Below are 25,853 nucleotides of genomic sequence, written 5' to 3'. Positions count from 1 at the left end.
AGATGCTAACAAAATATTCGCAGCGAGCAGGTGACGGTGAGAGACCTGTAATTCCTTTTGTTAGGATTATCATTTTGCAAACTTAAATCTGAAAACAGTAAGATTTAACGCTTAACTCACGTTACGAGTAAGAGGGATAGGAATCTTATTCTTGTCTAAATGAAGGTGGTACCACGAATTTTCGTCCTTTGGATGAATTTGTGGTTTTTTTATTTTAATTTGTTACTAATATGAAAAAGGAGAACTTATGAAATTAAAAGAAACTCTTAATCTTGGAAAAACAGCTTTTCCAATGCGTGCTGGTTTGCCGAATAAAGAACCTCTTTGGCAAAAAGAATGGGAAGATGCAAAATTGTATCAACGCCGTCAAGAATTGAATGAAGGAAAACCGCACTTCACACTTCACGACGGGCCTCCGTATGCTAATGGAAATATTCACGTTGGTCATGCCATGAATAAGATTTCAAAAGATATTATTGTGCGTTCAAAATCGATGTCTGGCTACTATGCACCTTACATTCCAGGTTGGGATACTCATGGCCTTCCAATTGAGCAAGTCCTAGCGAAGCAAGGTGTGAAACGCAAAGAAATAGATTTGGCAGAGTATTTAAAACTTTGTCGCGATTATGCACTGAGTCAAGTAGACAAGCAACGGGAAGATTTCAAACGCTTAGGTGTTTCTGGTGATTGGGAGCATCCGTATGTGACGTTGACTCCGGATTATGAAGCTGCTCAAATTCGCGTATTTGGAGAAATGGCGAAAAAAGGCTATATCTACCGCGGTGCGAAGCCGGTTTATTGGTCATGGTCATCTGAATCAGCTCTTGCAGAGGCAGAAATTGAGTATCATGATTTGGTTTCAACCTCTCTTTACTATGCAAATAAGGTAAAAGACGGCAAAAATGTGCTAGATACAGATACTTATATTGTAGTTTGGACGACAACACCATTTACTATTACGGCTTCTCGCGGTTTGACAGTAGGTGCTGACTTTGATTATGTTGTGGTAAAACCAGCTGGGGAAAGCCGTAAATTTGTTGTTGCTGCTGACTTGCTCAATAGCTTGTCTGAAAAATTTGGCTGGGAAGATGTGGAGGTCTTGGCAACTCATCGCGGTGCTGAACTGAACCACATCGTGACAGAGCACCCGTGGGATGAGGAAGTAGATGAATTGGTGATTCTTGGTGACCACGTTACACTAGATTCAGGTACAGGGATTGTCCATACAGCTCCTGGTTTTGGTGAGGACGACTACAATGTTGGAGTTGCAAATGGCTTAGAAGTAGCCGTTACAGTCAATGAACGTGGTATCATGATGGAAAATGCTGGCCCAGATTTTGCAGGGCAATTTTATGACAAGGTAGTTCCTACAGTAATTGAAAAGTTAGGTCAACTTCTCCTTGCGCAAGAAGAAATTTCTCACTCCTACCCATTTGACTGGCGGACGAAAAAGCCAATTATTTGGCGTGCGGTACCGCAATGGTTTGCTTCAGTTTCAAAATTCCGTCAGGAAATTCTTGATGAGATTGAAAAAGTGAAGTTCCACTCTGAATGGGGTAAAGTTCGTCTTTACAATATGATCCGTGACCGTGGAGATTGGGTCATTTCGCGTCAGCGGGCTTGGGGAGTGCCACTTCCAATCTTCTATGCGGAGGACGGCACACCGATTATGACAGAGCAAACAATTGAGCATGTGGCTGAGCTCTTTGCGGAACATGGCTCTATCATTTGGTGGCAACGAGAAGCGAAAGATTTGCTTCCAGAAGGATTTACTCATCCAGGATCACCAAATGGTACATTCACTAAAGAAACGGACATCATGGACGTGTGGTTTGATTCTGGTTCTTCTTGGAATGGTGTGGTGGTCAATCGTCCTGAATTGACTTATCCTGCTGACCTTTATCTTGAAGGGTCAGACCAGTATCGTGGTTGGTTCAACTCATCGCTTATCACATCGGTTGCCAACCATGGTGTAGCTCCTTATAAACAAATTCTTTCACAAGGGTTTGCTTTGGACGGTAAAGGCGAGAAAATGTCGAAGTCTCTCGGCAACACGATTGCTCCAAGTGATGTTGAAAAACAATTTGGTGCGGAAATCTTGCGGCTTTGGGTGACGAGTGTGGATTCTAGCAACGATGTGCGTATCTCTATGGATATTCTTGGTCAAGTGTCTGAAACCTACCGAAAAATCCGTAACACCTTGCGCTTCTTGATTGCGAATACCTCTGATTTTAATCCAAAAGAAGACGCTGTTGCTTATGATGACCTTCGCTCTGTTGATAAGTATATGACCGTTCGATTTAATCAACTTGTCAAGACGATTCGTGAGGCTTATGCCGACTTTGAATTTTTAGATATTTACAAAGCGATTGTAAACTTCGTGACAGTTGATTTATCAGCTTTTTATCTTGATTTTGCAAAAGATGTTGTCTATATTGAAGCAGCTAAATCATTGGAACGCCGTCAAATGCAGACCGTCTTTTATGATATTTTAGTAAAAATTACAAAATTGTTGACCCCAATTCTTCCACATACAGCAGAAGAAATCTGGTCTTACTTAGAACATGAGCCAGAAGAATTTGTTCAATTAGCGGAATTGCCAGATGCGTTGACTTTCCCTAATGAGGAAGAACTGTTAGATACTTGGACAGCCTTTATGAACTTCCGTAGTCAAGCGCAAAAAGCTTTGGAAGAAGCACGTAACAAAAAAGTGATTGGAAAATCCTTGGAAGCTCACTTGACTGTTTATCCAAATGAAGTCGTGAGAATGCTACTTGAAGCGGTTAATAGCGACGTTGCGCAACTTCTCATTGTCTCTAAATTAACAATCGCAGACGGGGAAGCTCCTGAAAGTGCTATTGCTTTCGAGGATGTAGCTTTTACAGTTGAGCATGCAGAAGGACAAGTTTGTGAACGTTGCCGTCGGGTAGATGAAACAGTCAAAGAACGTAGCTATCATGCAATTGTTTGTGACCACTGTGCAGAAATCGTTGAAGAACATTTTGCGCAAGCAGTTACAGAAGGATTTGAAACAAAATAATCAAAAGGGAGTGGGACAAAAATCGGTAATTTCAGAGAAATTTGATTCTGTCGTCCCACCCACTCAACCACTGCGGCTTGCAAGAAACTCATAAAAATCTGACGAGGTTAAGGACTTTCAGCCTCGTCATTTTTTAATTCCAAAGTTGCAAATGCAACTAATGTATGTTATGCTGATTTTATTGAGAATTTTCTATTTTATTGAGAATGGCTTCTAGTTGAAAGAGCTCGGAAGATGTCAGATTTTTCATAACAGACTGAATATAGATTGTTTCAAATCCAATCAATCGGTCGTAGATTTGCAAAGCCTTCGTCGTAGGGAAAAGCTCTTTAAATTTCTTATTTTTAGAGTTGACTTTCTTTGTGATAAATCCTTTGTCCTCTAGTTTTCTAAGGGAGCGACTAAGTGTTGTTTTATCAATTTTTACCATATGAGAAAGTTGAGATTGATTCAGTCCTTCATGCTCAACAATGCGGATAAGGATAAGAAAGAGATTATTATCTAGGTTGTATTGGCTGGCTTCATGATTCATATTCATCGTGGCTTGGCGAGAAATTATGCCCATTTGACGAAAGAGATGACGATAATCCATAAAAGGCTCCTTTTATAGTTGCATTTACAATTATCATATAATAAAGAAGAAGGGAAAACAAGTATGTGGTATAAAAAGATATTTGAGGAATTAACCACCTTAGAATTTTATAAATGCTTGAAATTACGTTTGGAAACATTTGTCGTAGAGCAAAATAGTGTTTATAATGATTTGGATGAGCACGACTTAGAAGCGATCCATATTTTTCATGAAAATGAAGCCGGCGAGGTAGATGCTTATGCGAGAGTATTTGAAACGGGCACTACCATTCATTTTGGACGTGTCGTAACAGCGGCTTCTACTTGCGGTCAAGGGCTTGGTCGTAAGTTGGTCCAAGCTATTATGGAGACTTGTGCTGAAAAATGGCCTGAAAAAGAGATCTACATAGAGGCGCAAGAGCAGGTGGTGGGCTTGTATGAGAAATTTGGATTTGAAGCTGTTAGTGAACCCTTCATCTTAGAATCACGAGTACATGTGAAAATGGTTTACAAACGAGAATAAATGGGAAAATAAGTTTTGATAATGAGAAACGAAAGAGTCTGTTCCTAAAATAATTTAAGCCATTTTAAGAAAAGCACTCTATTTTAGTGGAAAATATGATAGAATAGCTGATAGGAGGAACAGTATGTTTCATAAAAGTAAGTTATTTTTTTGGACAACAGAAGTCTTACTACTAACCATTATCTTTTTTATCTGGCGGCAAATGGACGGCTTGATTTCCCCTTTTGTGAGCGTTTTAAATACGGTTTTAATTCCTTTTCTAATTGCGGGATTTTTGTACTATGTGACGAATCCTTTAGTGAAATTCCTAGAGAAAGAGCTGAAAATTAAGAGAATTTTTGGAATTTTGATTACCTTGGTTCTCTTGTTTGGAATTATTGCTCTGGGCATTATTTATCTGCTACCTATTTTGATTACGCAGTTGACAAGTTTGATTTCTTCTAGTCAAAATGTTTATGGGGAATTGCAAAATTGGATTAACCAGCTATCGCAGCACTCTCTCTTTAAAAATCTGAATATCCAGTCTATTATTAAGCAGTTAAATTTGTCTTATGTGGATATTTTGCAAAATATTTTAAATAGTGTCACCAATAGTCTGGGGAGTGTCGTTTCAGCAGTAGTGAATACATTTTTGATTCTCATCATGACGCCGATCTTTTTGGTCTATTTCTTAATTGACGGGGATAAATTACTGCCCATGTTGGAAAGAACTGTTTTGAAGCGGGATAAGCTCAACATCACGAAATTATTGACCAATCTTAATGCAACGATTGCTCGGTATATTAGTGGGATTTCGATTGATGCGTTTATTATTGGAACGTTGGCTTTCATTGGCTATAGTGTTATTGGTCTGAAATATGCTTTGATATTTGCTATTTTTTCTATGATTACTAATCTTATTCCTTATGTGGGTCCAAGCATTGGGTTGATTCCGATGATTATCACTTATCTGATTGCTGATCCGAAAAAAATGGTGATTGCAGTTATATATATGTTAATTGTGCAGCAAATTGACGGAAATATTCTCTATCCACGGATTGTAGGTGGCGTGATGAAGGTGCATCCAATTACCATTATGGTTCTCTTGCTTTTGTCAAGTAATATTTATGGGATTGTTGGGATGATTGTAGCGATTCCGATTTATTCTATTTTGAAAGAAATTGCAAAATTCCTAGCGAATTTATATGATAATCATCGAGCTGCACAGGAGCAAAAGAAAAATGAGGAGTACGGAATTATTAATAAATAAGAATGGGATGATGAATAAATTCAAAATCTGAAAGATGAATAGACATTCAGAAGGACTGTGTCTTAATGTTTTAGAATGATGAATATAGGGAAGTGGAAGCAAGCTAAATGTAACAAAAATTTAGTTTGGAATTCCACTCCTTTTTCTTTCTAATACGTTTTATTAAAACCATAAGTGTATTTTTATGCTAAAATAGAACTAATAAGATAGAGGAGGTACACTTATGGTAACACGTCGTAAATATTCTCCGCAGGAAATAAGAAAAAATTCTTCTTATTTCTCTCCTTTGAAGGCAATAATTGAAACAGCTTTTTATGAAAATCAGGTTGTTGCAATAAAAACAGTGGAAGAAGCTTATCAATTGGCTTCCGCAGCTGCTGGGACAGTTGTCTTAGATATGCCTGTCATTCATACAAAGGAATTGGGCTTGCCTTCTTATGCTCGCGTTTTATTAACGAATTCTGGAGCAGTCGTTGGTCGAACGGCCAAAGCTCGACGGATTTGGTAGGGACAGTGAGGAAGATGAAAAGCTGCTTTCAATAGTACGCAGTGCAATCTATCAGGCTCATCATCGAAAATTTTATAAGGCAGATGCAGTTGTGGGGCTCGCTGAAGCCTTCATGGCTTGTGCTCATCTCATGGTTCCTGAAGATGAAATCAACAATCTCTATTCTTGGCTTTTAAACTTACAAATTTTGGATGAAGAGTTTAAAAATCGTTTGAGAGTTTCTAAAAAGTACGATGAAAATGACATATTTGTTTTTTTCGATCCCAAATGGAAGCATCCAGATTATCCTGAAGGATTGGTATATTTTGATACTCAGCACAATTGTGTCATTATTTTGGGTTTAAATTACTTTGGTGAGTTGAAAAAAGCGACTTTAACCTTAGCTTGGGCAACCGCTGCTAGAAATGGTTATGTGGCGTGTCATGGCGGCTTGAAAATCTTTAAACAAAAAGAGGTTGAAAAGCAAGACTATGTAGCCTCCTTCTTTGGTTTATCTGGTTCAGGGAAATCCACACTGACACATGCCAAACACAATGGAAAATATGATATTAAGGTTTTGCATGATGATGCCTTTATTATTTCTGTCAAAGATGGGTCTTCCATTGCTTTGGAACCGTCCTATTTTGATAAAACGAATGACTATTCCATTGGACATAGGGAGCAGGACTTTTTTGTAACAGTTCAGAATTGTGGTGTGACACTGGATGACAATGGTCTAAAAAAATTGGTGACAGAGGACATTCGAAATGGAAATGGTCGGACAGTTAAGTCTCGTTTTGCAACGCCAAATCGGGTCGATCGAATTGATGAACCTATCCAAGCCATTTTCTGGATTATGAAAGATGATTCTCTTACACCCTTGGTTAAAATTAACGATTCGCTGATGGCTTCTACGATGGGTTGTACCTTGATGACCAAGCGTTCCAATGCTGAAAATGTGATTGGCAAGCATGATGATTTGGTGATTGAACCTTATGCCAATCCATTTAGAGTGTATCCCTTGGTGGAAGATTATCGGATATTCCGTAGTCTCTTTGAATCTGGTGTCGACTGCTATATCATCAATACTGGATTTTATATGGGCAGGGGAATTTCAAAAGAGGTCAGTCTGAGTATTATTGAAAAAATTGTTGATGAAGAAGCAGATTTTAAACCATTTGGACCGTTGGAAGGTTTTGAATATATGGAATGTGAGGGCTATCCTGTTCCAAGTTTTGATTCTCGCTATAAACAATTAATCAGAGAAAGAATGCAGGTACGGTTAAATTTCTTGCTTGCTTTCAACCAAAAATACCCGAAAACGGCACTTCCTATTGATGCAATTTCACGCTTGGAAACAGTTCTGCAAAATTTAGAAGCCTAAACAATCGATTTTCTTCTTTGCAATCTTCCTTCAAACTTTCTTTTTAACACTCCCTGTGCAAGAAGTCAAAAAGTATGCTATAATTAAGATTACTTATATATGAGGAGAGAATATTCATGGAAGACCCTAGCAGTCAGACCTTGTTACTGCAAGCTTTATTATTACTGATTTTAACGCTATTGAACGCCTTTTTTTCAGCAGCAGAGATGGCGATGGTATCTTTAAATCGCGCTCGTGTAGAGCAAAAAGCTGAAGAAGGCGATGCAAAATATATTCGTTTGTTAAAAGTCTTGGAAAATCCTAATCATTTTCTGTCCACTATTCAAGTTGGGATTACTTTGATTACAATTTTGTCAGGAGCTAGTTTGGCTAATACACTCGGTCGGGAAATTGCTTCTTGGATGGGAAATTCTGAGACAGCAAGAGCGATTGCAAGCTTCTTATCTGTTGCTATTTTGACTTATATTTCGATTGTTTTTGGTGAATTGTATCCAAAGAGAATCGCTCTGAACCTCAAAGATTCCTTAGCAGTTCGTACAGCGCCAGTTATCATCTTTTTGGGAAAAATTGTCAGTCCCTTTGTTTGGCTTTTATCAGCTTCTACCAATCTGCTCAGTCGAATCACTCCCATGACTTTTGATGATGCAGATGAGAAAATGACACGTGATGAGATTGAGTATATGCTGACCAATAGTGAAGAAACATTGGATGCAGATGAAATTGAAATGCTGCAGGGGATTTTTTCACTAGATGAGATGGTGGCGCGTGAGGTAATGGTGCCGCGTACCGATGCGTTTATGGTGGACATCAATGATGATACCAAGGAAATTATCGAAAGTATTTTGAGGCAGAATTTCTCACGAATCCCAGTCTATGATGATGACAAGGATAATGTTATTGGACTTATTCACACCAAACGTCTGTTAAATGAGGCGTTTACTAATGGTTTTGATAATATTGTACTACGAAAAATTTTGCAGGAACCGCTCTTTGTGCCAGAAACGATTTTCGTGGATGATTTGCTGACAGAGTTGCGGAACACGCAAAATCAAATGGCGATATTGTTAGATGAATATGGTGGTATGTCTGGTCTGGTAACGTTGGAAGACCTACTGGAAGAAATTGTCGGTGAGATAGATGATGAAACAGATAAGGCTGAAGTAGAGGTGTATCAGGTTTCTGACCATACTTATTTCGTCCTTGGCACCATGAGTTTGAATGACTTTAACGAGTATTTTGAAGTTGAACTGGAAAGTGATGACGTTGATACCATTGCGGGTTATTATTTGACGGGCGTAGGCTCGATACCCGACGTGAAAGAGCGTTTGAGTTATGAAGTGGAAAGTCAGGGCAAAAAGCTCATTTTAACCAATGATAAGGTAAAAAATGGACGTGTGACAAAGCTCAAAGTAGAAGTTTCTGAAATAGTAGAAGAAGAGGAAGAAGTTGAGAAATAATCTCAGCTTCTTTCGTTTTTCAAAAATTGATAAGTTTGCTTTACTTTTTATAAATATGTGAATGGCATTAAAAATAAAGGAAGCAGATCGATGACAACGACATTCTTCCTTTTTGGCTATTTTTAATATTGAAGAGTGAATTTTGTGAAGGGTCATGATCATTTTTGCCGTTTGGAAAAGTCAACGAAACGGAATTTTTCGAGTTTATGACGACTATCTGTAAACTGAAATTGCTGTCCGTCTGCAAGATAAACTTTGGATTTGACAGAGACGACATGGTGGTCATTTCCAATGTTCATCAATATTTTATCGCGATTGGTGGCTGGATCAATTGTGATTTCTTTTTGGGCGTAAGAAATGTGTAGTCCCAGTTCATCTTCTAAATAAGCATAAATTGAATGCTCTGCAATTTCACGGCTAATAGAAGGGACAAAACTCTTATCAAGGTAATCAATATCCAAGACGGAGGCAATCCCGTCAACGACCCTTTGGCGAATAATCCGCCACACCAGACGGTATTCAGGAAAACCAGTAAGACTGGATAATTTTTTATCAACTGTAATTTTTTCTAACTGTATGACATTGGTTTTAGAATTCATTCCATGTTGCCGAACAAGTTCTTGGTAACTAGTTAGGTTGGAAACAGGAAAGTCAATCTGTTCTTGTTGGATGACTTTAGAGCCTTGACCTCTCATTTTTTGAATGAGACCAGCTTTTTGAAGCAAATCAAGCGATTTACGAATCGTGTCACGGCTGACCTTGTAGGTCTGGACAAGTTCGTGTTCGCTAGGAAGATAATCATTCATCTGATATTTCTCGTTTAGAATATCTTGTTCTAAGAGTTTAAAAATTTGTTCATATTTTTTCATGATATCCTCACTTGTTTTCTTTTTAGCATACAATAAATAAATTTTACCAAAAAAGAGCCTTTTTTACCACGAACAACTTGCAGACATCTTTGGTATCGTTTACAATAAATGTATCAATCAATTGTACAATGATGAAAAAAAGAAGGAGAGTGTTAGGTTAAGCCTAGCCAAACAGAAAATGGGAAAATTTGAGAAAGACGCCAAGACGCTATTAGAGGCTATCGGCGGCAAGGGAAATATCTCAGCTGTCAGCCATTGTGCAACTCGGATGCGCTTTGTATTGGCAGATGAAAAGAAGGCGGACGTAAAAGCAATTGAAGCCATTCCAGCTGTAAAGGGAACTTTTACAAATGCAGGGCAGTTTCAGGTCATTATCGGAAATGATGTGCCGATTTTCTACAATGATTTTACAGCTGTTTCAGGGATTGAAGGAGTATCAAAAGAAGCAGCCAAAGCTGCTGCCAAAAGCAATCAGAATCCAGTACAGCGTGTCATGACAATGCTGGCGGAAATTTTCACTCCAATTATTCCAGCCATTATCGTTGGGGGGCTAATTCTCGGTTTCCGCAATATTCTGGAAGGTGTGCAGATTCAGGCACTCGGTCAAAAAATGGTTGACGGTGTTGCTCAGTTTGCTAAAGACGGTACTCCGATTTACAATACGATTGTGGATGTATCACAGTTCTGGAGCGGAGTAAACTCATTCTTGTGGCTGCCGGGTGAAGCGATTTTCCACTTCTTACCTGTTGGTATTGTTTGGTCTGTTTCTCGTAAAATGGGAACCAGCCAGATTTTGGGAATTGTTCTTGGGATCTGTTTGGTGTCACCACAATTGCTCAATGCGTACTCAGTAGCCAGCACACCGGCTTCAGAAATTGCTAAAAACTGGGTATGGGATTTTGGTTTCTTCACAGTTAAAAAAATTGGATACCAAGCACAAGTTATTCCAGCTCTGCTTGCAGGATTATCGCTATCTTATCTTGAAATCTTCTGGCGCAAACGCATTCCAGAAGTTGTGTCCATGATTTTTGTGCCATTCTTATCCTTGATTCCAGCTTTGATTCTAGCGCATACAGTCCTTGGTCCAATTGGTTGGACACTTGGACAATGGCTTTCAACAGCGGTGCTTGCTGGTCTGACTGGTCCTGTTAAATGGCTCTTTGGTGCGATATTTGGTGCCCTCTATGCACCGTTTGTTATCACTGGTCTGCACCACATGACCAATGCCATTGATACACAGCTGGTTGCAGATACAGGCGGTACGGCGCTATGGCCAATGATTGCCTTGTCCAATATCGCTCAAGGTTCAGCTGTATTTGCTTACTATCTGATGAACCGTCATAATGAACGTGAAGCACAGATTTCTCTGCCAGCAACGATTTCTGCTTATCTAGGTGTTACAGAACCAGCCCTTTTCGGGGTCAACGTGAAGTACGTCTACCCATTTGTGGCAGGGATGATTGGTTCTTCTATCGCAGGTCTCTTATCCGTAACCTTTAACGTAACAGCCAATGCTATCGGAATCGGTGGAATTCCAGGTATCTTATCTATCCAAGCTAAATACATGCTTCCATTCTTCCTTATTATGTTAGTAGCTATTGCAGTACCGATGATTTTGACTTTCTTCTTCCGCAAGACAGGCATGTTTACAAAGACAGAAGATGAAAGTGTCAAATCACCGCAAATTGAAGCCATTGACGAAGCAAAAGAAGCCGCTCCAAAAGTAGATTTTGCAGAAATTGCTAGCCCACTGGCTGGGGAAGTCAAAGAATTAAGCCAAGCAACCGACCCTGTCTTTGCTCAAGGCGTGATGGGACAAGGAGTTGTCATTCTTCCACGTGAGGGAGAACTGGTGGCCCCTGTGAACGGGACGGTATCAGTGCTTTTCCCAACCAATCATGCTGTTGGAATCGTGTCAGATGAAGGTGTCGAATTACTCATGCATATCGGTATGGACACAGTTAATCTCGACGGCAAAGGTTTTGAAGCTCATGTGGCTCAAGGAGACAGAGTGAGCGTAGGTCAGAAACTGGTTAGTTTTGATATAGCAGCTATTCAGGAAGCTGGCTTAGTGACTGAAACACCTGTGATTATCACAAATCAAGAGCAATTTCAGGCTGATGAACAGAGAACATTACCGCGGACTGTCGAACGTGGAGATAAGCTGATGACAGCTACTCGAATCGGGTAAAATGTTTGATACGATCTATGGTGAGCAGGATTTTATCTAACGAATGGACAAATTTATCTCAGTAATCCATTTGCCTCACTACTGGAAATCCAAGCAGCAATCTCTTAACGAGAGGCAAAAAGGCTCGTACAAAGAATAAAAGTAACGATAAAGGGGAGGAGCGCAAGCCCCGCCTCTTTCTTTTAGAAAATAGAAAAGGAAGACAAATGGCATTAGATAAGACAAAAGTCGTCTATCAAATTTATCCAAAATCATTTAAAGACACGACTGGCAATGGGCTAGGAGATTTTCAAGGCATTATTGAGAAAATTCCTTACCTCAAAGAATTAGGAGTGGATATGGTCTGGCTCAATCCTTTCTATCCCAGCCCGCAGCGTGATAATGGTTATGATATTTCAGATTATACGGCTGTCAACCCTCTTTTTGGGACGATGTCTGACTTTGAAGAGATGGTCCAAGTTGGGAAAGAATACGGCATTGACTTCATGCTGGATATGGTCTTAAATCATTGCTCGACCGAGCATGAATGGTTTCAAAAAGCTTTAGCTGGCGATCCGTACTACCAAGATTTTTTCTTTCTGCGTGATGAGCCGACAGACTGGCTGTCTAAGTTTGGCGGCAGCGCCTGGTCACCTTTTGGCGACACTGGCAAGTACTACCTGCACCTCTTTGATGTGACGCAGGCTGATCTCAACTGGCGCAATCCTTATGTCCGCGAAGAACTTTTCAAAGTTGTCAATTTTTGGCGGGACAAGGGTGTCAAAGGTTTTCGCTTTGATGTCATCAATCTGATTGGAAAAGATGAGGTGTTGGAAAACTGTCCGGAAAATGATGGTAAGCCTGCCTATACGGACAAGACCATTGTACATGACTACCTGCACATGCTGAATGAAGCGACTTTCGGACAGGCTGACTCATTTATAACTGTCGGAGAAATGAGTGCGACTACTATTGAAAACTGCATTCTCTATACAGATCCGGCACGTCACGAATTGTCTATGGCTTTCAATTTCCATCATTTGAAGGTGGATTATGAAAATGGTCAAAAATGGAGCTTGAAAAAATTTGATTTCGAGGAACTCAAGCATCTTTTCCATACGTGGGGCAAGGAAATGAGTGACCATGATGGCTGGAGTGCTCTATTTTGGAACAACCACGACCAGCCACGTGCCTTAAATCGTTTTGTTGATGTTCAGCATTTCCGCAATGAAGGAGCAACCATGCTTGCGGCCAGCATTCATCTATCTCGCGGCACGCCGTATATTTATATGGGAGAAGAAATCGGCATGGTGGATCCAGACTATGACTCTATGGCAGATTATGTGGATGTGGAGTCTATCAATGCCTATCAGATGCTGCTGGAGCAAGGCAAAACACCAGAAGAAGCTTTTGCAATTATTCAGGCCAAATCTCGCGATAATTCTCGCACTCCCATGCAGTGGGGTGATTCAGCAAATGCTGGCTTTACGACAGGCACCCCTTGGCTCAAAGCAGGGAAATCTTATCCTGAAATCAATGTTGAAAATGAGATACAAGGACCGATTTTCACTTTCTATCAAAAACTGATTGCCCTTCGTAAGGAGCTTCCTATTATTGCCGAAGGCAGCTATCAACCAGCTTATGAAGATAGTCAGCAAGTTTATGCTTTTGAGCGTCAATTAGGTGACGAAAAACTTTTGGTACTCAATAACTTTTATCCAGATCCGATTACGATAGATATTTTACCAGAGTATCAAAATGGCGAAGTGCTCCTTTCCAATTATGAAGAAACTCAAACAGCAGAAGTTGTAACATTAAGACCTTATGAAAGTTTGGCAATTATTGTAAATAAACACTAAATGTAGCAATAAATCCTAAAATCGACTGAACCATTCAGGCGATTTTTTTAAATTTGAAAGAAAGCGCTTGCATCGGCCTTCTGTTTTATTTATAATAATTACGGTAGAAATACATCTCAAGGAAATTTGATTTCTAAATTATGATGTAAAGGAGAATATATGAAAAAAACTTCAAAACAATTGCCTGTATTGTTTGCGACAGCTATTTTGTTAGCTAGTAGCGTTCTAAGTCCTATTGTTCAGGCAAATGAGGCGAGCTCTTCAAGTTCAGAAACTTCTGTAACAACGACTTCAGAGTCTAGTTCTGTTGCTTCGACAACTCAGTCGCAATCATCAGAAACAACTTCTGAAAGTTCAGCAAGCAGTACGAGTAGTACGAATGAGCCAAGTAGCACAAGCGAAGAAACACCTAAGACAGAAGCTTCAAGCAGTGAAGCAAGAGCCGCTGTTTCGGAATTTACCGAGGTAGCTAATATTGGTCAAATTCAAGGCGAAGCACATGAATCGCCTTATAATGGGAAAAAGGTGCGCGTGTCAAGTGTAGTCGTCACTAAAACGGATCGATATGGCTTTTATGCACAAGACATCAAAGCTGACGGGAACACAAAGACTTCAGACGCTATCTATGTAGTTTCAAAGGAAAAAGTAGCTGTTGGAGACCGATTGACGATTGAAGGTGAAGTTAAAGAAGGTTACATGGAGTCGCTCAGCGTCCGTCCGGGGCAAACTTTCCGTAAACCAACTGACAGCTTAACTGTAACACAATTGTTTGCTTCTAAGGTAACGAAAAACGGTACAGCCGCACTACCAGAATCAGTCAATATTTCAGAGCGTATGCCAAAAGATATCGTAGACAATACTCCGACTGTCTACGATCCAGAGCATGACGCCTTGGACTATTGGGAAAGTCTTGAAGGCATGTTGACAACAGTTAAAAAACCTCATGTGCTTGGACCACAATATCGCGGGGATATCTACCTGTTGCCTGCTGGCTATCAAGAATTACCGTTAAATAATATCGGTGGCGTCAATTTACGTCTGAATGTGCAAAATACGGCAACCATTCCAGTTTATGTAGGAAATAAGTTTGTTGCCAAAGCCAAAGATTACTTTAATGAAGATGTTGTTGGAGTCGTGAGTTATCGCAGTAAAGTCTTTAAGTTGGAGCCAACCCAATTACCAGCTTTGCAAGACGGTGGTTTGCAAAGAGAGGTTTCTAAACTTTACCCAAGTGAAGATAAATTGACGATTGCTTCTTACAATATCGAAAACTTCTCGGCGAACAATGCAACGGGCGAAACACCTGACGCAAAAGTGGAGAAAATTGCCAAATCCTTTATCAATGAAATCCATAGTCCAGATATTATCACACTCATAGAAGTTCAAGATAATAATGGAAGTGTCAATGACGGCACAGTAAGTGGTGTTGAAAGCGGGGAAAAGTTAGCTGCTAAGATTAAACAATTAGGTGGCAAAGAGTATAAGTATGTCGAAGTAGCTCCTGTTGACGGTGCAGACGGAGGAAAACCTGGTTCCAATATTCGTGTAGCTTTCTTGTACAATCCTCAACGAGTGAAGCTAGTAGAACGTGAAGCAGGAAGTAGCACAGAAGCGGCTACTTTCAAAGACGGTCATTTGGTGAAAAATCCTGCCAGAATAGCCCCAGCTAATCCAGTCTTTGAAAAAGTTAGAAAATCTTTAGCAGCTGAGTTTGAATTTAAAGGCGAACGGATTGTCGTGATTGCCAATCATTTGAAATCCAAGATCGGGGACGATGCGGTTTATGGTTCAAAACAGCCTGCAGTACAAAATACATTGGCACAACGGATTGAACAAGCTAAGTTGCTGAATGCCTTTGTAAAAGAAGGGTTGAAGCAAAATCCAAATTTGAAGTTTGTCTTAACTGGTGACTTTAATGACTTTGAATTTTCAGAAACTGCCAAAGCAGTGGCTGGTAATGAATTGGTAAATATGATGCTCAATCATGATGCAGCTGATCGGTATTCTTACTTCTACCGTGGCAGCAATCAAAGTTTAGATAATATCTTTATTTCAAAAAATATTGCAGATAAAACAGTATTCTCACCAGTTCATATCAATGCTTCCTTTATGGAAGAACACGGTCGGGCGTCAGATCACGATCCCGTTATTGCACAGCTTGATTTTAGTCAGAAGAAAGGTAATACGACACCGACACAATCAACTGAACCAAAACCTTCTGGTGACACCACAATGCCACCAAATAAAGATGATAAACTAACTAAAAAGAGGATTTTACCATCTACAGGAACAACAGGCGCTGAAGTCGTTGTTGTAGGGATTGTCATCTTAAACGCAACCCTCCTTTGGCGAAAGAAAGTGGCGGATTAAAAGGAATAGATGATAAACGAGAGAGTTTTAGACTTCTCTCGTTTTTTGAAAAACATTGAAAATGAAACCGAAAAACAGATTATTTTCTAAAAAATAGACAAATTGTCCCTCTATCTAGAAAAGAAGTGTTATAATAGTATTATAAAACGTTTTCAAGAGGATAAGACGATGGAAAAAGAAGTCATTGATTATGGAAAAGTAACAGGTATGGTCCATTCAACTGAAAGTTTTGGAGCTGTTGATGGGCCTGGTATCCGTTTCATTGTCTTTTTACAGGGTTGTAAAATGCGTTGCCAATATTGCCACAATCCAGATACATGGGCAATGCAAACCAATAATTCAAGAGAGCGAACGGTTGAAGACGTTTTGCAAGAAGCGCTTCGTTATCGTGGCTTTTGGGGTAAAAAAGGTGGGATTACAGTAAGTGGTGGTGAAGCTCTTTTGCAGATTAATTTTGTGATTGCACTTTTTACCAAAGCTAAAGAATTGGGAATTCATTGTACGTTAGATACTTGTGCGATGCCGTTCCGTAATACACCAGAGTATCTCAAAGTTTTTGATCGCCTGCTTGAAGTGACAGATTTAGTGTTGCTGGATATTAAAGAAATCAATGATGCCCAGCATAAATTTGTGACAGGGCATACCAATAAGAATATTTTGGAATGTGCAAAATATCTGTCTGATAAAGGTGTTCCAATGTGGATTCGCCATGTTTTGGTTCCAACGTTAACAGACCGTGATGACGACTTAAAAGAATTAGGTGAGTTTGTCAAAACGTTAAAAACAGTTGATAAATTTGAAGTGCTACCTTATCATACAATGGGAGAATTTAAATGGCGTGAATTAGGAATTCCTTATCCATTAGAAGGTATTAAACCACCAACTGCTGACCGAGTAAAAAATGCCAAAGAACTCATGAAAACCGAATCCTATACAGAGTATATGAATCGCATACATAATAGTTGATCAAAAGTAGAAAGTGAAATGTTGACCAGCACCTAAGAAGTTAGATAGAAAAACTGACGATTAAGTGCTTTTCTATTCCTCTCTTTGTGAAAATCTTAAAATTGTGCTAAAATAAAGTATATAAAAAGTTTACGAGGTACGATCATGTCTAAAATTTTAGTTTTCGGTCATCAAAATCCAGATTCAGATGCGATTGGCTCAGCTGTGGCCTTTGCTTATCTTGCGCGTGAAGCTTATGGCTTGGATACAGAAGCAGTGGCTCTTGGGACTCCAAATGAAGAAACAGCGTTTGTCTTGGATACTTTTGGTGTAAAAGCACCGCGTGTGGTGACATCTGCCAAAGCAGAAGGAGTTGAGCAAGTCATTTTAACAGACCACAATGAATTTCAACAATCTATTTCTGACATTGCAGAAGTAGAAGTGTATGGCGTTGTGGATCATCACCGTGTAGCTAATTTTGAAACATCCAGCCCACTTTATATGCGTTTGGAGCCTGTTGGTTCAGCTTCTTCTATCGTTTATCGTATGTTTAAAGAATCTGGTGTAGCTGTACCAAAAGAACTTGCAGGCTTGATGCTCTCAGGTTTGATTTCAGACACGCTTCTTCTGAAATCACCAACCACTCATCCGAGTGATAAAGTGATTGCACCTGAGTTGGCAGAGCTTGCAGGAGTTGATTTGGAAAAATACGGTTTGGCTATGCTTAAAGCTGGAACGAACTTAGCAAGCAAAACAGCCGAGGAATTGATTGATATTGATGCTAAAACATTTGAATTAAACGGAAATCAAGTTCGTGTGGCACAGGTCAACACAGTTGATATTGCAGAAGTTTTAGAACGCCAAGCAGAACTGGAAGCAGCTATTGAAAAAACAAATGCAGCCAATGGTTATTCTGACTTTGTTTTAATGATTACTGACATTGTCAATTCAAACTCGGAAATCCTGGCAATCGGTCGCAATATGGACAAGGTAGAAGCAGCTTTCAACTTTGTTCTTGACAATAACCACGCTTTCCTTGCTGGCGCTGTTTCTCGTAAGAAACAAGTCGTTCCGCAATTAACAGAAAGTTTTAATGCTTAAGAATAGAATAAAAAGGGAGTTTCGGCTCCTTTTTTGATACAATAGTTCTATGAAAATTCAAGATTTAAAAAATGGGGATTTGCTTTTTGTGTCCAGCCCATCTGATATAGCAGAAGCTATTCAGCGATCAACTGGGCGGTATAACCATGTGGCAATCTTCTTTGCTGGTTGGATTTACCATGCGACAAGTAAGCGCGGTGTCATTAAAGAATCGATAGATCAATTTTTACAGGTTGATGAATGTTATGCTGTTTATGCTTGTTCTGACATAGATGTAAAAGCTGTCTGGAAAAGAGCAGAGCAACACCTTTATAAACCTTATAATAATAGCTTTTATCCAGATACGACAGGCTTTTATTGTTCTGAATATATTGCAGAAATCCTCCCCATTTTTGAAACCATTCCTATGCAGTTCGGTGATGAAAAAGAGGAAATAGCTCCTTTTTGGCAGCAGTATTACAAAGAGTTAGGTTTAGCAGTTCCTCTTCATCAGCCAGGAACCAATCCTAGCCAATTGGCTCAATCCGAAAAATTAGTTTATAAAGGAAGATTAGATGATTAAAGTAATCAATCCCAGTCGTTTGACACGTCAGCCTTTTTTTCATGAATTGATAAATTATTTAGATCAACATGACGATGTTACTTTGCGAGAGATAAAGCGTGAGTTTGCAAATTTTCCCAATATTGATCGCTCTATAGAGGATTATATCAAGGCAGGCTATGTGCTTCGGGAAAATAAACGCTATCGTCAAAGCGTTCCTCTGTTGGAAAATGTGACGGCTTTGTCTTTGGATCAGGAAGTCTTTGTGCGAGATGATAGTCCTCTTTATCAAGAATTGCTGAATATGCGTTTTGAGACGCATTTAACCAATCAAACAAACCAAGCTATTTTAGTAGAAAAAACGGATTTTCTCAGAGAGCAGTTGACGCTTTCCAATTATTTTTATAGGTTGAAACAACAATATCCATTGATCAATCAGCAACAAAAACTCTATGATTTGGTAGGAGATGTAAATCCTGAGTATGCTCTAAAATATATGACGACCTTTCTCTTAAAATATGGTCGAAAAACTGAGCTGATGCAGAAACGGCGTGATATTTTTGTAGATGCTCTAGTGATTTTAGGCTACATCGTGCCTAACGAAGCAAGAAAACATGAATTAAAGTTGGATTTTGATCAGGCAACATTGACCTTTCGTGTAAAGGAAGCATTAGATAAACCTTAGAATAATAAAATTTTAAGGTTTATTTGATAGATTTATAAGTATAAGGTTTAAGTTTAGCAAGATTTGGTAGTCACTAAATCGTTTCGTTGCATGAAAGGAAGGTATCGTGAATCTTTTAGCAAAAATTCGTCCGTCTCAGCCGTTGAAGTATTTAAAATGGTTTGATATTGTCATTGTTACAGCTCTGCTATTTGGACAATTTATCTATCGCTCAACGGAACTTTATTTTGCGAGCTTATCACCGTCCACTACGGCAGCAGTAACAGGTACAGCTAGTAAAACAGCAAGTGACGGAGCAGCTTATTTCAGTAATTTAGAATTGCAGCTTCTCATGTTAGCTTTGACGATAGCCTATTTAATACTTCGCCGTTTTGACTTTAAGCAGTTGCCAATTCGTTTATCGTGGTCTGTGCTCTTTTGGGTTCCCTTTATCTTTGCGGTTATGGGGATTCTCGCAGATACAGTGACGACTCTTAGCGGAGAATACAATTATTTTGATCTGCAATTGTGGAAATATATTGATCTGACAGAAATTTTCCGCAAATTTATTGATTTGACACCTATGGCTGTTCTCTATGCTTTGCTCAATGGCTTCTATGAAGAATTTTTCTTCTTAGGTTTATTGACCTCAGTGAAAGATAAATATAAGTGGTTGGTTCTTCTTTATTCGACGATTGTTCGCGTTTCTTTCCATACCTATCAAGGAATGCTCTGGGCACTGACAATCGGTGTTGGTTTTGGACTTCTCTATTATTTTCTTTACAAATATAAGGTTAAAAATCTCTTGCCTTTCTTCCTCGTGCATGCACTTGCAGATATGTTTGGGTCAAGTCTAATGTATGTCTTGATTAGTTGGAGAAAGTAAAGTCATAAAGCAAGATTTTGATTTCTGAGGAATTGTGTTCATCTCTCCTTGCTAGTATAAATTTTCTTAAATAATTAAAGGTCGAAAACGCTTGTCTCGACCTTTATTATTTTCTATAAATATTTTTCAGCGATGGCATAATCACCTAGATAGTCAGTTTTTTTACCATTTATAATTTGGTAGCAATCTGCGCCCTTGCCAGCTAGAATGACGGCATCGCCTTCTTTGCTAGTTAAGCTAAGGGCTGTTTTAATAGCTTCTTCGCGGTCAGCAATCATATCAACATCAAAGGATATGTAAGAAGCAATTTCTTTGGCAATAGCAATTGGATCTTCGTAATTTGGATCATCTGCTGTCAGGATAACGGTCAATTCTGGATGTTGATTGATTAGTAGACCAAAATCTTTGCGACGGCTTTCTCCTTTATTTCCAGTTGCACCGAGCACCAAAACAATCCTACCTTTTTGATGTTCTTGGACGACAGATAGGAGATTGGCGAGGCTGACACCATTGTGTGCGTAGTCCACAAACACTTTGGCACCATTTTTTTGAGTCAGCACTTCCATACGTCCAGGTACGCGTGTGTTTGCAATTCCCTTCTTGATGTCCGCAATGGAAGCACCCAAGCGGAGACAGGCAAGGCTAGCAGCAAGCGCATTTTCTTGGTTGAAACGACCAATCAGCTGAATGTCAAATTTCTCTGCTAACTTTCCGCTTGTTTCAAAAGAGAAGGCTTGCGAGTGATGAATTTGATTGTCTGAATACTGTCCGTAGAAATCATGTTCCATGGAAGCAACTTGCTCAGCCAAAACTTCAAAATGATCCATTTCGCTATTGACCACCACAGCTTGGCTATTTTCCATGAGAAGCCGTTTATGATAAAAATAGTCTTCAAATGTCGGGTGTTCAATTGGTCCGATGTGATCAGGACTAATATTGAGGAAAACGCCAACATCAAAGGTTAAACCGTAAACCCGCTTTTTCAGGTAAGCCTGACTGGAAACTTCCATAATGAGATGAGTTCGACCATTTTCAACAGCTGTCGCCATCATTTTGAACAAATCCAAGCTTTCCGGTGTTGTCAAAGTAGATTTGAAGAAATGTTCTCCATCAAGCGTCGTGTTCATGGTAGACAAGAGAGCTGGCTTATGACTTTGTTGGAGGATATGATAGGCAAAATAAGCAGACGTTGTCTTTCCTTTAGTTCCTGTAAATGCGAGCAGTTTGAGTTTATTTTGTGGATTTCCATAAAATTCCATGGCAAGAAGGCTCATGGCTTGCTTTACGTCGTTGACTAGAATTACCGGAATAGTTACTTCAAAATCCGTCTCACTGACATAGAACTGTAAGCCTGATTCAACAGCTTTTTCCAAAAATTCTTTTTTAAAATTGTCACCTTTGACAAAGAAAAGAGTGGAAGCATCCACTTCACGGCTGTCGTAGCTGATTTTTTCAAAAACAAGACCACGATAATGATAAAAATATTGTCCCTTGTCGATAATCTCACGGAAATTGTGATCGTTTTTTAAAATGTTTAATGCGTTTTCAATTGTTATCATATTTCTATTGTAATTTTAGTAAACCTTTCTCGAACCTTGTTTTAAAAGCTTTTTTATTTTGCATCACCCGAAATTCACCCAAAAAGTTTTTTTATTTCCTCGAAATCTTGCTCTTTTTTCGCTTCTAGTTGGTGAGTATAGGTTTGCAAGGTGACAGTCAAATCTTTATGTCCAAGTAACCTAGAGACTGCTAATAAATCTATATCTTGAGCAATAAGATAGCTAGCGTAGGTGTGGCGTAAGCTGTGGACGTGGATATTGGTACCCGTCAGCTCTTTGACTAGCTTATTAAGATTACTATGATTAACTCCTTTGGAAAATAGTCTATTATCCTTATTAGGGAACCAACCGCTTAATTTATACTTTTTTAGGACTAGGGATGTTTCTGGTGCTAACGGTATCTTGCGGACAGACTGCTGATTTTTGGTTGGTTTAAACCCTGTCTTAAAAAGGAAGTCCCAAGCCTTGTTGATGCTGATTAATTGTTTGTCAAAGTCAATGTCGTCCCAAGTTAAACCGAGGCATTCGCCAAATCGCATGCCGCTAACACCTAGCAAATAAATTATAACATAGTCTCGTTTATCTGGTCTAGCTTTCATCCGCTCTATCAAGTCAAGATACTTGTCTAATTCTAAAAAATTATCTTCTATTTTTCTGCTTGGTTTGCTAGATGTAACCTTTGTCAAATCTGTAAAATTTTTGTTTACATACCCATCTACTACCGCTTGCTTAGCAGCTCGTCTTATTTTGTGGTGGATTTGTCTAATTGTGTTTTTAGTGTAACGCTCCCCTAAATTATTTAAAAATTGTTGGTAAGCGGTAGAAGTGACTGCAGTCAATTTTGTATGTTGAAAATATTCTGTGACAATCCGTACGGCTTGCTGATAGCTTTTCCACGTCCCTATGCTAACATGTGGCTTCTTATGGATTTCAGCCCACTTTTTGAAATAATCAGCCAGTTCAACTTTTCTATCAATCTCTACAGCTTCAGCAAGTTCTCTCTGTGCTTCGGCGGCCGCTCTTTCGGCTTCGGATTTAGTCCGATAGCCACGTTTGCTTTTTTCGCCATACGTGCCATCAGGCTTTTTATAAGATACGCGATACTCCCAGCCGTTATTCCTTTTCCTGTAGCTTGCCATATTATACCTCATTTTTATAAAACAGGTATAAGAAAACGACCTTTTGAATGGTTGTTTTCTCATACAATCGTTTTTGCCTCACGCTCAAGCTCGCCAAAGTTTGAGAGCGTGGGGATTTTTTGTTTTGTTCTTATTTTACTTTGATTTTCATCTCTCCGTTCATCTTTTGAGAGACAAGAGAGTTACCGTCATCTGTTTTTATATGTAGCATTGGGTATGATTTGAAATCAACCCCATTAATACCAGCCCAAACATTAAAAGCCTCATGTTCTTTTGCTTTCAACCCGTCCGCAAAGGTTTGTAAATCTGTTTTAGGGTAATACTTGTATTCATTCGGAACTTTCACATAGAGAATGGTGTCCTTGTTGTAAAAAGTATATGTAGAAATATCCACACCTTTATCAGTTAAATCTTGTTTAAAGTAATCAATGAAACTAGCCATCTGATCAGCTGTTATCTTTGGTAGTTTATCATTAGATTTAGAGCTGGTCTCTGTGGTTTCTGTGGTGTCTGTTGTCTTCTTTTTAGGCTCGCTTGTTGAGCTCTGGGTAGCAACTTTAGGTGTTTCGGGTGTTTCTGTCTTAGGCGCTAGTCCTAGAGCTTGCAGAATAAAACCGAGGACGGCTAGAGCTAGAAAGCCGCCTACAAATAATTTTAATTTTTTCATTATAAATTCTCCTTTTTATGGTTTATAAATATCTACGACTTCGCCAATAATTCTAAAGTCGCTATCGGCATCAATTAGTATATCATCGTATTTAGGGTTTAAACTATGTAAATATGCTCCAGAATCATTAATAACCAATTCTTTAATATAAGCGTCACCGTAATAATCGAATACTCCTATATTACCGTCTGAAAGTTCCACAGATAATTTTACAAATACGTAGTCGCCAGAGTGATATTCTGGCTCCATTGAATCACCATAAATAGGAACGACAAAGTCAGCATCTACATCTATTGGCAATTCAATCTGTTCAACTTGTACATCATTTAAATATTGTCCTGTACCAGCAGAAACGGGGTGGTCGTAATAATTATAGGTATAGTATATAATTTGAGGTTCGTTTACTGTATTCTTACTGTTTTCTACTGTATTTTGTTTATCTAGAAGCGCATTTCCGTACCGTATCCAGCTTTTGTGGTTATCTTTGTGTAAATCCCTATCCAACCTCAAAACGTCGTCAGAAACGGTTTTAGGGGTGGTAGAAGGGATTGTGGATTTTTCTTCTTTAAATGTTGTATCGATATCTGATTTTTTTATTTCAAAAAAATCCGCTAATTTCTGTATAACTCCGAAAGAAGGAGCGCTCCTTAATTTCATATAGTCGGTCATTGTACTCGGAGTAATACCAACTTCCTTAGCAAGTTCTTTTTGAGTGATACCACGTTGTTTTCTGTAATAGGTAATATTTTCAGCGATAATTTGCATTCGCTTTTTTTCGTCCATATCCATTACCTCTCTATCATTTTATAATTGTATTATATATCATTTTTGATAACTTATCAAACAAAAATACGAAGAAAACTTATTTTTTTGATATTTAGGGTTGACAATACGAAATTTTCGTATTATAATATACTCGTAAGGTTGAGATAGACCTTAACAAAAACAGGAGGTACAGCTAATGGCTAAACATAACAAAAAGCCTAAACGCAGAGAATTCGAGTTCGAAATCAATATTCTCTGGTTTAAGCTTAAAATTAAAAACATTATTGAATGGTAATTCAATAAAGGAAGCATAAGCTTCCTCCCCCTTGGGGGTGTTTATAGTTTAACATATTTAGTTGTACCTTTGCAAGAAAGGAAGTAGAAACATGAAATGGAAGAAATTTCTTTTTGGTGATATTCATTATAAGAATGAATCAGCAGACGGAAATCAAGAAGTAGAATTCAAATTAAAAGGTGGATTAATTCCTAATTTAATTTTGTTAGTTTTAATTATTGGGTTGATTGCTTGGCTTGTGGTGAGGTGAGAAAATGAAACCAAAACGATATCCGTATTGCGGAAATAAAAAAGAGTCAAACACTATTTTGAAATTAGCGCTTGACTCATCGAAAGTAACGAAAAACTACTATCCGCCGCTATTAAGCATTAAGAATGTTAAGAAGATGATATTTCCTTAATCTTCGAAGCTGATATTGTATTCGTTATCGACAACAATCTTTTTGTTAGATTTGAAACAAATTTTATCATTGATTCGTTCTTCTAATAAAACTAAGTTGTCAGTGAAAACGTAAAAGCGTTGGAAATACGTTTCGGGATTTGAATTCAAGAATTCATAAATAAGTTTTGAGTCTGTTTTTAACTCACCCATTACTTGTCCCTCTGGAACTTCATACGTGTTCAATAAATAAAAATCAAAAGTTGGTTCTTCCATATTATTCTCCTTTCCATAATATTTGACTCACAGGAAATCGCTTGGTTTGGTAGTTAAAGTTGTTTACCTGATTGTCATATCTATATTATAACAGAAAGTAGAATAAAACGCAAAATGTAGTGAAGTATAATCAAAAATACACAACATATTGTGATTTGGTGAAGATATGTGGAAAAAATTAAATCATATTTTGATTGAAAAAGGAATGACAAAAAAAGAGCTTGCGGAAAAAGCAGGAATTAGTAAAAACACAATCCAAAACATTCGAAATAGTAAAATCTCATTTCGAAACATGGTTAAAATCGCTGACGCTTTAGACGTTAGCTTAGATGAATTTAGAAAGGGGTGAGGAGTATTGCAATGGACTTTAGAAGCGATGAGAATTAACAAAGGATTGACACAACTTGAACTTGCTGAAAAATTTGAAGTTTCAAGTCAAACTATCGCAAGATTAGAAAAAGATAGCTCGGATATCGGCTATCAGCTTCTAAAAAAATACATGGATTATTTCAATGTAAAATTTGATGATATTTTTTTGGGCAAAAAATACGAAAATTTCGTAAACCAACCAAACTAGGAAGGAGAAAGAAAAATGGAACTAGCAACATTTATTTTACTAATTGTACACATGATTATAAATATTATAATTCTAATCCGT

The 25,853-nt window shown here is 38.5% G+C and carries 22 protein-coding genes and 1 pseudogene; 16 read left to right on the top strand and 7 right to left on the bottom strand.

Annotated features, from left to right (window positions below; all coding sequences use genetic code 11):
• The first annotated feature begins 247 nt into the window (after nucleotides 1-247).
• Entirely contained in the window at nucleotides 248-3,040 is a 2,793-nt protein-coding gene (ileS, locus tag HMPREF2574_RS03990; protein WP_024052064.1) for an isoleucine--tRNA ligase, read from the top strand.
• 178 nt (nucleotides 3,041-3,218) lie between these two features.
• Here ileS and HMPREF2574_RS03985 read toward each other — a convergent pair whose 3' ends face one another.
• Nucleotides 3,219-3,632: a MarR family winged helix-turn-helix transcriptional regulator gene (locus tag HMPREF2574_RS03985; protein WP_024052062.1), complete on the bottom strand. Its 414-nt coding sequence runs from the start codon at nucleotides 3,630-3,632 to the stop codon at nucleotides 3,219-3,221.
• 63 nt (nucleotides 3,633-3,695) lie between these two features.
• Between HMPREF2574_RS03985 and HMPREF2574_RS03980 the strand changes: the two genes are divergently transcribed.
• The 4 genes and pseudogenes from HMPREF2574_RS03980 (at nucleotide 3,696) to HMPREF2574_RS03965 (ending at nucleotide 8,710) form a co-directional block, all read left to right on the top strand.
• Entirely contained in the window at nucleotides 3,696-4,133 is a 438-nt protein-coding gene (locus HMPREF2574_RS03980) for a GNAT family N-acetyltransferase (RefSeq protein ID WP_024052061.1), read from the top strand.
• A gap of 124 nt (nucleotides 4,134-4,257) precedes the next feature.
• Nucleotides 4,258-5,382: an AI-2E family transporter gene (locus tag HMPREF2574_RS03975; protein ID WP_024052060.1), complete on the top strand. Its 1,125-nt coding sequence runs from the start codon at nucleotides 4,258-4,260 to the stop codon at nucleotides 5,380-5,382.
• A 223-nt stretch (nucleotides 5,383-5,605) separates the two neighbouring features.
• Nucleotides 5,606-7,253 (top strand): annotated as a pseudogene (locus HMPREF2574_RS03970) (phosphoenolpyruvate carboxykinase (ATP)).
• A 116-nt stretch (nucleotides 7,254-7,369) separates the two neighbouring features.
• Nucleotides 7,370-8,710 carry a hemolysin family protein gene (locus tag HMPREF2574_RS03965; protein WP_024052057.1) on the top strand — a complete coding sequence of 447 codons (1,341 nt, stop codon included), beginning with the start codon at nucleotides 7,370-7,372 and terminating at the stop codon, nucleotides 8,708-8,710.
• 158 nt (nucleotides 8,711-8,868) lie between these two features.
• On the opposite strand, the gene treR is transcribed toward HMPREF2574_RS03965, so the two are convergent.
• Nucleotides 8,869-9,579, bottom strand: coding sequence for a trehalose operon repressor (treR, locus tag HMPREF2574_RS03960; RefSeq protein ID WP_022525174.1), 711 nt, complete (start codon nucleotides 9,577-9,579; stop codon nucleotides 8,869-8,871).
• Nucleotides 9,580-9,757: 178 nt separating this feature from the next.
• Between treR and treP the strand changes: the two genes are divergently transcribed.
• The 8 genes from treP to HMPREF2574_RS03920 all read left to right on the top strand — a co-directional run bounded on the left by treP (nucleotide 9,758) and on the right by HMPREF2574_RS03920 (nucleotide 20,115).
• On the top strand, nucleotides 9,758-11,770 hold the full coding sequence (gene treP, locus HMPREF2574_RS03955; RefSeq protein ID WP_024052056.1) for a PTS system trehalose-specific EIIBC component: 2,013 nt from the start codon (nucleotides 9,758-9,760) through the stop codon (nucleotides 11,768-11,770).
• A gap of 206 nt (nucleotides 11,771-11,976) precedes the next feature.
• Nucleotides 11,977-13,608 (top strand): alpha,alpha-phosphotrehalase, encoded by a 1,632-nt coding sequence (treC, locus tag HMPREF2574_RS03950; protein WP_024052055.1) that lies wholly within the window; start codon nucleotides 11,977-11,979, stop codon nucleotides 13,606-13,608.
• A gap of 159 nt (nucleotides 13,609-13,767) precedes the next feature.
• The gene (locus tag HMPREF2574_RS03945) at nucleotides 13,768-15,978 is read left to right on the top strand and encodes an endonuclease/exonuclease/phosphatase family protein (RefSeq protein ID WP_070812210.1); all 2,211 of its coding nucleotides are present in this window, start codon (nucleotides 13,768-13,770) and stop codon (nucleotides 15,976-15,978) included.
• A 168-nt stretch (nucleotides 15,979-16,146) separates the two neighbouring features.
• Nucleotides 16,147-16,944, top strand: coding sequence for a pyruvate formate-lyase-activating protein (pflA, locus tag HMPREF2574_RS03940; protein WP_070812209.1), 798 nt, complete (start codon nucleotides 16,147-16,149; stop codon nucleotides 16,942-16,944).
• Between the two features lie 144 nt (nucleotides 16,945-17,088).
• On the top strand, nucleotides 17,089-18,024 hold the full coding sequence (locus tag HMPREF2574_RS03935) for a manganese-dependent inorganic pyrophosphatase (RefSeq protein WP_024052052.1): 936 nt from the start codon (nucleotides 17,089-17,091) through the stop codon (nucleotides 18,022-18,024).
• Between the two features lie 49 nt (nucleotides 18,025-18,073).
• The gene (locus tag HMPREF2574_RS03930) at nucleotides 18,074-18,586 is read left to right on the top strand and encodes a YiiX/YebB-like N1pC/P60 family cysteine hydrolase (protein WP_024052051.1); all 513 of its coding nucleotides are present in this window, start codon (nucleotides 18,074-18,076) and stop codon (nucleotides 18,584-18,586) included.
• Nucleotides 18,579-19,250 carry a DUF1803 domain-containing protein gene (locus HMPREF2574_RS03925; protein WP_070241567.1) on the top strand — a complete coding sequence of 224 codons (672 nt, stop codon included), beginning with the start codon at nucleotides 18,579-18,581 and terminating at the stop codon, nucleotides 19,248-19,250. Before HMPREF2574_RS03930 ends, HMPREF2574_RS03925 begins: the two co-directional genes overlap by 8 nt.
• Nucleotides 19,251-19,356: 106 nt before the next feature.
• On the top strand, nucleotides 19,357-20,115 hold the full coding sequence (locus HMPREF2574_RS03920; protein ID WP_024052049.1) for a CPBP family intramembrane glutamic endopeptidase: 759 nt from the start codon (nucleotides 19,357-19,359) through the stop codon (nucleotides 20,113-20,115).
• 113 nt (nucleotides 20,116-20,228) lie between these two features.
• Here HMPREF2574_RS03920 and HMPREF2574_RS03915 read toward each other — a convergent pair whose 3' ends face one another.
• From HMPREF2574_RS03915 to HMPREF2574_RS03900, 4 genes are all read right to left on the bottom strand, one after another.
• The gene (locus HMPREF2574_RS03915) at nucleotides 20,229-21,674 is read right to left on the bottom strand and encodes a UDP-N-acetylmuramoyl-L-alanyl-D-glutamate--L-lysine ligase (RefSeq protein ID WP_024052048.1); all 1,446 of its coding nucleotides are present in this window, start codon (nucleotides 21,672-21,674) and stop codon (nucleotides 20,229-20,231) included.
• A gap of 74 nt (nucleotides 21,675-21,748) precedes the next feature.
• The gene (locus HMPREF2574_RS03910) at nucleotides 21,749-22,813 is read right to left on the bottom strand and encodes a tyrosine-type recombinase/integrase (RefSeq protein WP_070812208.1); all 1,065 of its coding nucleotides are present in this window, start codon (nucleotides 22,811-22,813) and stop codon (nucleotides 21,749-21,751) included.
• A gap of 130 nt (nucleotides 22,814-22,943) precedes the next feature.
• Nucleotides 22,944-23,480, bottom strand: a complete 537-nt coding sequence (locus HMPREF2574_RS03905) for a hypothetical protein (RefSeq protein ID WP_070812207.1) — start codon at nucleotides 23,478-23,480, stop codon at nucleotides 22,944-22,946.
• Nucleotides 23,481-23,495: 15 nt separating this feature from the next.
• A complete protein-coding gene (locus tag HMPREF2574_RS03900; protein ID WP_070812227.1) occupies nucleotides 23,496-24,263 on the bottom strand; it encodes an XRE family transcriptional regulator in 768 nt (255 codons plus the stop codon).
• A 368-nt stretch (nucleotides 24,264-24,631) separates the two neighbouring features.
• On the opposite strand from HMPREF2574_RS03900, the gene HMPREF2574_RS10535 reads away from it, so the two are divergent.
• Nucleotides 24,632-24,790 (top strand): hypothetical protein, encoded by a 159-nt coding sequence (locus HMPREF2574_RS10535; RefSeq protein WP_167697697.1) that lies wholly within the window; start codon nucleotides 24,632-24,634, stop codon nucleotides 24,788-24,790.
• Nucleotides 24,791-24,937: 147 nt separating this feature from the next.
• Here the strand turns inward: HMPREF2574_RS10535 and HMPREF2574_RS03895 are convergent, their stop codons facing one another.
• Nucleotides 24,938-25,195, bottom strand: a complete 258-nt coding sequence (locus HMPREF2574_RS03895; RefSeq protein WP_070812206.1) for a hypothetical protein — start codon at nucleotides 25,193-25,195, stop codon at nucleotides 24,938-24,940.
• Between the two features lie 166 nt (nucleotides 25,196-25,361).
• On the opposite strand from HMPREF2574_RS03895, the gene HMPREF2574_RS03890 reads away from it, so the two are divergent.
• Both HMPREF2574_RS03890 and HMPREF2574_RS03885 read left to right on the top strand, forming a co-directional pair.
• Nucleotides 25,362-25,544 carry a helix-turn-helix domain-containing protein gene (locus HMPREF2574_RS03890; RefSeq protein ID WP_070812205.1) on the top strand — a complete coding sequence of 61 codons (183 nt, stop codon included), beginning with the start codon at nucleotides 25,362-25,364 and terminating at the stop codon, nucleotides 25,542-25,544.
• Between the two features lie 6 nt (nucleotides 25,545-25,550).
• Nucleotides 25,551-25,772, top strand: a complete 222-nt coding sequence (locus tag HMPREF2574_RS03885; protein ID WP_029188634.1) for a helix-turn-helix transcriptional regulator — start codon at nucleotides 25,551-25,553, stop codon at nucleotides 25,770-25,772.
• The last annotated feature ends 81 nt before the right edge of the window (nucleotides 25,773-25,853 follow it).

It is taken from the genome of Streptococcus sp. HMSC034E12 (assembly GCF_001835915.1).
GTDB classification, from domain to species: Bacteria; Bacillota; Bacilli; order Lactobacillales; family Streptococcaceae; genus Streptococcus; species Streptococcus vaginalis.
Note: the sequence above shows the minus strand (reverse complement) of the source record. Positions and strands in the feature narration are given on the sequence as shown.

Excerpts from the sequence above, each read along its gene's own strand:
- treR (WP_022525174.1), bottom strand. The coding sequence starts at position 9,579 with ATGAAAAAATATGAACAAATTTTTAAACTCTTAGAACAAGATATTCTA.
- HMPREF2574_RS10535 (WP_167697697.1), top strand. The coding sequence starts at position 24,632 with ATGAAATGGAAGAAATTTCTTTTTGGTGATATTCATTATAAGAATGAA.
- ileS (WP_024052064.1), top strand. The coding sequence starts at position 248 with ATGAAATTAAAAGAAACTCTTAATCTTGGAAAAACAGCTTTTCCAATG.
- HMPREF2574_RS03930 (WP_024052051.1), top strand. The coding sequence starts at position 18,074 with ATGAAAATTCAAGATTTAAAAAATGGGGATTTGCTTTTTGTGTCCAGC.
- HMPREF2574_RS03915 (WP_024052048.1), bottom strand. The coding sequence starts at position 21,674 with ATGATAACAATTGAAAACGCATTAAACATTTTAAAAAACGATCACAAT.
- HMPREF2574_RS03895 (WP_070812206.1), bottom strand. The coding sequence starts at position 25,195 with ATGGAAGAACCAACTTTTGATTTTTATTTATTGAACACGTATGAAGTT.
- HMPREF2574_RS03900 (WP_070812227.1), bottom strand. The coding sequence starts at position 24,263 with ATGGACGAAAAAAAGCGAATGCAAATTATCGCTGAAAATATTACCTAT.
- HMPREF2574_RS03905 (WP_070812207.1), bottom strand. The coding sequence starts at position 23,480 with ATGAAAAAATTAAAATTATTTGTAGGCGGCTTTCTAGCTCTAGCCGTC.
- HMPREF2574_RS03965 (WP_024052057.1), top strand. The coding sequence starts at position 7,370 with ATGGAAGACCCTAGCAGTCAGACCTTGTTACTGCAAGCTTTATTATTA.
- treP (WP_024052056.1), top strand. The coding sequence starts at position 9,758 with ATGGGAAAATTTGAGAAAGACGCCAAGACGCTATTAGAGGCTATCGGC.
- HMPREF2574_RS03910 (WP_070812208.1), bottom strand. The coding sequence starts at position 22,813 with ATGGCAAGCTACAGGAAAAGGAATAACGGCTGGGAGTATCGCGTATCT.
- HMPREF2574_RS03980 (WP_024052061.1), top strand. The coding sequence starts at position 3,696 with ATGTGGTATAAAAAGATATTTGAGGAATTAACCACCTTAGAATTTTAT.
- HMPREF2574_RS03890 (WP_070812205.1), top strand. The coding sequence starts at position 25,362 with ATGTGGAAAAAATTAAATCATATTTTGATTGAAAAAGGAATGACAAAA.
- pflA (WP_070812209.1), top strand. The coding sequence starts at position 16,147 with ATGGAAAAAGAAGTCATTGATTATGGAAAAGTAACAGGTATGGTCCAT.
- HMPREF2574_RS03975 (WP_024052060.1), top strand. The coding sequence starts at position 4,258 with ATGTTTCATAAAAGTAAGTTATTTTTTTGGACAACAGAAGTCTTACTA.
- treC (WP_024052055.1), top strand. The coding sequence starts at position 11,977 with ATGGCATTAGATAAGACAAAAGTCGTCTATCAAATTTATCCAAAATCA.
- HMPREF2574_RS03935 (WP_024052052.1), top strand. The coding sequence starts at position 17,089 with ATGTCTAAAATTTTAGTTTTCGGTCATCAAAATCCAGATTCAGATGCG.
- HMPREF2574_RS03925 (WP_070241567.1), top strand. The coding sequence starts at position 18,579 with ATGATTAAAGTAATCAATCCCAGTCGTTTGACACGTCAGCCTTTTTTT.
- HMPREF2574_RS03945 (WP_070812210.1), top strand. The coding sequence starts at position 13,768 with ATGAAAAAAACTTCAAAACAATTGCCTGTATTGTTTGCGACAGCTATT.
- HMPREF2574_RS03985 (WP_024052062.1), bottom strand. The coding sequence starts at position 3,632 with ATGGATTATCGTCATCTCTTTCGTCAAATGGGCATAATTTCTCGCCAA.